Below are 5,754 nucleotides of genomic sequence, written 5' to 3'. Positions count from 1 at the left end.
TGAACGAAAGTATACCGAAATGTTTATCAAAATAGGAAAAGCAAGTAACATTTTTCGTTTGGAAGTACCGCCTGAAGTTTTTGCCGCTTACCTAACGGATGGAGCAGAAAACGATGCTATAATGGCCATTTATAAAAAGACCAACAATATGGCAAAAGCTATTAAAAAATTTATAAACCTTAAAATAACAATGTCATGAAACATTATTTAAAAAAGCGAATGAGAATTTTGGGAATACTACTAGTTAGCTTTTTTCTATCAATCAGTAGTATTAAGGCACAAGGAATGCCAGTCTATGATAATACCAATTTTATTAGTCTGGCAAAGCAGCTGGTTGAATCTGCAAAACAGACCTCAAACCTTTTGAAGACCGTTGAGTTTTTAAAACAACAAAAAGAACGTATTGAACAAGTTAGTAACGTTATTCAGCAACTGGATGCCGTTGGACAATTGATACAAAACAATGGGCAACTCTTTAATATGGTGCAAGGCGATTTACAAGATATTTTGAATTCCCCTTATATCAAGTCTGAAGAGATAAATCGAATTACAAATTCCTTTAATGATATCATTGAGCATTCCATGGAAAGTGTTGATTATGTTAATAAGATTCTAACTAGTGATTATTTAAAAATGACTGATGCTGAACGTGCTATGATATTGAAAGCGTATGAAACTCAGTCTGATGAAATGGTCGCTGAAGTAAAGCATAAAACAAGGCGGTATAAGGAGATTATATCATTTAGAAAAATGCAGGATAGGATTAATAACAGAACAAGTGAATACTAATAGACTATGTTTTTAGGAATTGGCTTGGAATATGTAGACACGGTCTTTCAGACTATTAAGAATAGTGACTTTTCACAGTATACTATTACCGGAATGAAGACATTGGCTGTCTTATTTTTTTTAGTCAATATTCTTAAAAAATATAATGAAGGTATCGCTTCCACAGATGGACATACTTGGGGATTAACGCCAACGGAATTAGCTAAAAATTTTGCCATTGTTTTGTTGGTCATTTTTTCTACACAGGTATTAGGCGTTTTTGATGGTATTTTAGTAGCTATTGAGACCCAATATAGAGATACGGCTCCGGCACTCCTCCCGTTACAATTACAGGATGTTAGTCTGGAACAGGATGTGGGTGCACTGGATGCCGCCAAAAAAGCGATGGCCATCTTATATGAGGCTTTAGTGACACCCTTATATGGTCTTAAAATGATAGCCTTTATAGGTGGTGTTGCTCTTTGGCTTTTGGACTTGTTTATTTATCCATTATTCTTAGCAGAGCGTTATTTTCTACTAGGCATTATGCAGGCATTTTTTCCATTGGTAATTAGCCTTGCTGTATTTGAAAAGTTTCGTGCCCTAGCCTATACCTTTTTTAAGCTTTATGCAGGTGTCTATATGTTAGTTCCTGCCTTCTTTTTAGTCAATGTATTTATAAACAATCTTTACACAGAAATTAATACTGATTTTTGGGTGGATTTGTTCGGAACGAATTGGGGGAGTGAGTTTTTTGCTCCAGTTATAGAGTGTGCTTCTATCGGTTTTATTGTACTTCTCAAATTTAAATTATACCGAAAAGCCAGCACGTTTGTCCTCAGGCTTTTTACAGGAGGTTCATAAAAACTAAAATTAAAAGTAACATGAAAATACCATATAAAAATATCTTTGAAGTACTACGGATCAATCGTTTTATTGTATTGGTGACAGTAGGATGTGCTACTTTGACTTGTCTGTTTTCTGTCCTGATGACCATCAAGATGTATAGGGAATCCCAAAATAATGCCTTTGTAGTGGGAACTGAAGGCGATGTTGTGCCTCTAAAAGTAGTTCGTCAACGAGAAAACTTTGAAGTAGAAGCGCTGTCGCATTTAGAGCGCTTTCACAATTGCTTTTATAACCTTGATGGTAATAATTATAAAAAGCAAATTGAAAAAGCCCTGTGGCTGAGCAACAGTTCTGTATCAAATCTATTCCAGCAGAAACAGGTAGAGGGTGTCTATAATAGACTTTTGCAGTATTCATTAGTACAGCGTGTCATCAAAATTGAATCTCATGTAGAAACCGAAAGTGAACCGTATCCATTTAAGACGGTAATCATATTCCAAATTAACCGAGGTACTACAACTGATAGCTACGAACTTATATCTAGTGGAAATCTAATTCAAGTGGAACGAAACTTTCCGTATAATCCACATGGGTTACTAATTACAGACTATTTTGAAAATACACTTAGAAAACTTGAAGATTATGAAAATTCAGAAGAGTAACATTGTGATGGTATTGATTATCATCAGTGTGGTTTTGTTTATTGTTTTTTATTCCATTATCACTTTTGGAAAAAATAAAGAAACAACGATTAAAAACAATCAAGCGCCTCTTCCAAAACTTGGAGAGGAGCAGAAACAATATGAAAGCAAAATAGAGGCTATCGAAGCTTTGAAGGAAGAGCGAGAACGAAATGCTCCAAGTGTGTATAATGAACGCCTATTGGATTCTATGGGGTATTTTAATTCTCAACAAGATAGTATTCGTAAAAAACGAATTATTGATAGTGTTTATTTTTTAGGACAAAAGCGATATAAAAACTTAACCGCTTTAAAAAAAATAAAAGGTCATTATAACAAGCAAGATAACGAAACCAACGCTCAAATTATCGATACCTCTAATACCTCTAAGAAAGATACCTCTATAACCCAAAAAGAAATAGGGATTAGAACAAAGGAACTAGGTTTAGAACATCAATTGTTTTTTGCTTCAAATCCAAAAGAAAATCCGAAGCAGTCTATACATAATACAGATAAGGAATTAATGGTTCGTGTTGATGGTACACAAATGGTAAAGCAAGATTTTAGATTGCGTATGAGACTCTCTAAGTCAGCTAAAATAGGAGGGGTTTTAATTGAAAAAAACACCTTAATTTATGGTTTTGTGAGTTTTAAACCTAACCGAACCATCCTAAATATTGAAAATATTAAAGGGCGCGCTGTTCAATTTGAAGCCTATGACTTGGATGATGGTAGTAAAGGAATCTATATAGAAAATAGTTTTCAGGAAGATTTGCAAAAACAAGTAGTTGGTGATATGGTTGATGATGTGAGTGTACCAGGGGTTCCACAGGTAAGTGGCATTAAACAACTCTTTAGAAGAAACAACCGACAGGTTAAGGTAACCATAATGGATAACTATCAGTTACTCTTAAAACTAAAATCATGAAAACAATATATATACTATTAACTATTATTCTATCGTGTTCATTACATGCACAACAAACGCTAGATACATTATATGCCAATAACCAAAACACCGTTGCTGTATTTTTTCCAGAAGCTATCAAACAAGCTATTACTGGGGCACCCCATTTTGTGTTTACCTATAATCGGGAAACAAAACAATATTTTGGATTGTTACAAGCACGACCAGGAGAAGAAAGTAATTTGTTGGTGGTGACTGATGATGGGCTGGTTTATTCTTATATTTTGAAATATGCAGATGAGCTTCCAAAATTCAATTATTTTATATCAAAAACCAAAAGCATCGGTAATGAAGAGCCTCTTTCCCTTATACAGAAACCAAAGCCAAAAACCTTGGATAGTGTTTACAGAAGCGTAGAATATTATAAAACTTTCTGTAAAAATTTACTTAATCAAAAGCCTGAAAAAATAGCTACTAAGCAAAGTAATGGAGTTAAGATATATCTACAAAAACTAGTTTATTATAATTCCGAAACCTATTTGGTGATGGAGGTTTCCAATAGCTCTGGTATTGCTTTTGAACTAGATTTTTTGAAAGTTTATAGAGTTAGTGGTAATAAAAAACGAAAAGCTTCCCATCAAAGACTGGAAATAAAACCAATCTATACCTATAGTGTTCCCGCTAAGATATCGAATGGACAATCACTCCGATTTGTATATGTCTTGCCTAAGTTTGTACTTGGGAATAAGGAAAAGTTAGAGTTGGAATTACAGGAGTTAAATGGAGGTAGGAAGTGTATTTTACTGAAATAGGTAGACCTTTGTTTTATCACTTAAAGAGTTATTACTTATACACAATTTTAGGGATAGTGTCCCTAAATTAATTAACCCAGAGTTTTATTTATTGCTTAAATACACTAATAAAACAAATCGTGAAGCTAGTTTGTAAGAATTTGTAAACGAAGTACTGTATTTAATCAAAAACTAAATTTTTCGCTTATGGTTTCTTACCTCGAAATCATGTTAAAATAGATATTTATCTTGATATCTCTTTTTCATAATTTAATTTAAACTCCTTAGGAGATATTTTATGTTTTCTCTTAAAAGCTCTATTAAAATTAGAAAGGAATTAAATCCAGCAGAATTGTAGGCTTCCCAAAAAATGTAGGCTTCCCCTTTAAAAAAGTGTTTATAGAAAAAAAGAACAACACCAAGAAGAAGGAATACCGCGGCTCAAAACCGTTGTGTTTGAACTGTCCAATGCGCACGGCATGCCTAGGGAAAACGGCACAGGAAAAGAAATTTACCGTTACCTATTACCGCTCGGAATACGAACGTAACATAGCCCGGGTAGAAAGCGGCCAAGGGCGTTATATGAAAGGAAAGCGGCAGAGCACCGTAGAACCCGTATTGGGTACGCTCACACAATTTATGGGCCTAAGAAAAGTGAATACCATTGGAATCGAGCAGGCCAATAAATGCATGCAGCTCTCGGCCATAGCCTACAACCTTAAAAAATATATGAAATTCATAGAAAAACGTACTAAAAGCGGAGCAGAGGCACAGGCGCTTTATTTTAGTCTCAAAAACATCTTTTGCAACCTTATAAACATGCTTTTAAAGCCTTTTAAAACACCAGGATTTTTAAGTCTATAAAAACAGGAACCGCCTTTAAAAGACGGTTCTAATTATAATTTTAGGATTCATTATGGGCTTGTGCAACGGTTACCGGTGTTGGCAACTGGCTTTTTTATTCACGATTAAATACTTGATTATAATATTCGTTCAATAATCCTTTTCCGTTATATTTTGTTTTTAAAATCAGTTTTGATTCAGCACAAGCCTTTTTATATAAACTTTGCTCTTTTTCATTCAGACTTTTTGAGCCTAAATAAACCATTTCATAAATCGGATTAGATTGTTCCAATTCAAACGCTTTTTTAAGCATTTCTTTCCCTTTAATTTCCAATTCCTCGTAATCTCCAAATTCGTAAGGGAAAATTGAAATTGTATATCCAGCAATAAAATTGAATTCAGCCAATTCCGAGTATTTATTCAGTCCATTTTTTAATTCAGATTCCAATTCAGTTCGTAAATCAATATCTTTCTTAAATTGTCCATTAACATCTTCAATCATAGACCACAAAAAGAAGAAATAATATTTCCACGTTTCAAATTCCGCATTATTTTCCGAAATCAGTTTTTGATATTCAGAATACGCCTCGTTATATTTTTCGGCAGTTTCTAATTCAAATATTTGTTCCAGATTTTGATTCATTCGGGATTTTTTTCAGCTTGTTGCCAACGGTAACGTATAAGAATAGTAGCGGATTTTTACGCACTTACCATTCCGTTTGTTACTGTCGTATGATTTATATATTTCACTTTCGTTTTAGCGATTAAACCGCTATTATTTTTATACAATGTGTCCGTTGCACAAGACTTGCTAAATATACAGAAATTTCGTATATTTAATAATGCAAGGCACAAAAATATTTCAAGAAAAGCTATTCAATCAATTTAGGCTTAGCGACCGCGTACCGGAAGAGAA

7 protein-coding genes and 1 pseudogene are annotated in these 5,754 nt (G+C 33.8%); 7 read left to right on the top strand and 1 reads right to left on the bottom strand.

Going from position 1 to position 5,754, the window contains the following annotated elements:
* The 7 genes and pseudogenes from J1D01_RS17115 to J1D01_RS17085 all read left to right on the top strand — a co-directional run.
* Nucleotides 1–199 (top strand): hypothetical protein (locus tag J1D01_RS17115; protein WP_421151730.1); only part of this gene is annotated, 199 nt, incomplete at its 5' end.
* A gap of 20 nt (nt 200–219) precedes the next feature.
* A complete protein-coding gene (locus tag J1D01_RS17110) occupies nt 220–789 on the top strand; it encodes a conjugal transfer protein (RefSeq protein ID WP_421151731.1) in 570 nt (189 codons plus the stop codon).
* 6 nt (nt 790–795) lie between these two features.
* Entirely contained in the window at nt 796–1,632 is an 837-nt protein-coding gene (locus J1D01_RS17105; RefSeq protein ID WP_421151729.1) for a hypothetical protein, read from the top strand.
* Between the two features lie 20 nt (nt 1,633–1,652).
* Entirely contained in the window at nt 1,653–2,279 is a 627-nt protein-coding gene (locus tag J1D01_RS17100; RefSeq protein ID WP_421151728.1) for a conjugal transfer protein TraK, read from the top strand.
* Complete coding sequence (gene traM / locus J1D01_RS17095; protein ID WP_421151727.1) at nt 2,260–3,225, top strand: conjugative transposon protein TraM; 966 nt, start codon at nt 2,260–2,262, stop codon at nt 3,223–3,225. Before J1D01_RS17100 ends, traM begins: the two co-directional genes overlap by 20 nt.
* Nucleotides 3,222–4,016, top strand: coding sequence for a DUF4138 domain-containing protein (locus J1D01_RS17090; protein WP_421151726.1), 795 nt, complete (start codon nt 3,222–3,224; stop codon nt 4,014–4,016). The genes traM and J1D01_RS17090 overlap by 4 nt, the downstream gene beginning before the upstream one ends.
* 342 nt (nt 4,017–4,358) lie before the next feature.
* Nucleotides 4,359–4,859 (top strand): annotated as a pseudogene (locus J1D01_RS17085) (transposase); the annotation flags it as partial.
* 94 nt (nt 4,860–4,953) lie between these two features.
* On the opposite strand, the gene J1D01_RS17080 reads toward J1D01_RS17085, so the two are convergent.
* A complete protein-coding gene (locus J1D01_RS17080) occupies nt 4,954–5,481 on the bottom strand; it encodes a hypothetical protein (protein ID WP_115840019.1) in 528 nt (175 codons plus the stop codon).
* Between the last annotated feature and the right edge of the window lie 273 nt (nt 5,482–5,754).

It is taken from the genome of Seonamhaeicola sp. NFXS20 (assembly GCF_049132085.1).
Taxonomy (GTDB): Bacteria; Bacteroidota; Bacteroidia; order Flavobacteriales; family Flavobacteriaceae; genus Seonamhaeicola.
This window is presented reverse-complemented; position numbering and strand designations above follow the sequence as displayed.

What these genes read in the sequence shown, in the direction of transcription:
- J1D01_RS17110 (WP_421151731.1), top strand. Translation starts at nt 220, where the DNA reads ATGAGAATTTTGGGAATACTACTAGTTAGCTTTTTTCTATCAATCAGT.
- J1D01_RS17105 (WP_421151729.1), top strand. Translation starts at nt 796, where the DNA reads ATGTTTTTAGGAATTGGCTTGGAATATGTAGACACGGTCTTTCAGACT.
- J1D01_RS17100 (WP_421151728.1), top strand. Translation starts at nt 1,653, where the DNA reads ATGAAAATACCATATAAAAATATCTTTGAAGTACTACGGATCAATCGT.
- traM (WP_421151727.1), top strand. Translation starts at nt 2,260, where the DNA reads ATGAAAATTCAGAAGAGTAACATTGTGATGGTATTGATTATCATCAGT.
- J1D01_RS17090 (WP_421151726.1), top strand. Translation starts at nt 3,222, where the DNA reads ATGAAAACAATATATATACTATTAACTATTATTCTATCGTGTTCATTA.
- J1D01_RS17080 (WP_115840019.1), bottom strand. Translation starts at nt 5,481, where the DNA reads ATGAATCAAAATCTGGAACAAATATTTGAATTAGAAACTGCCGAAAAA.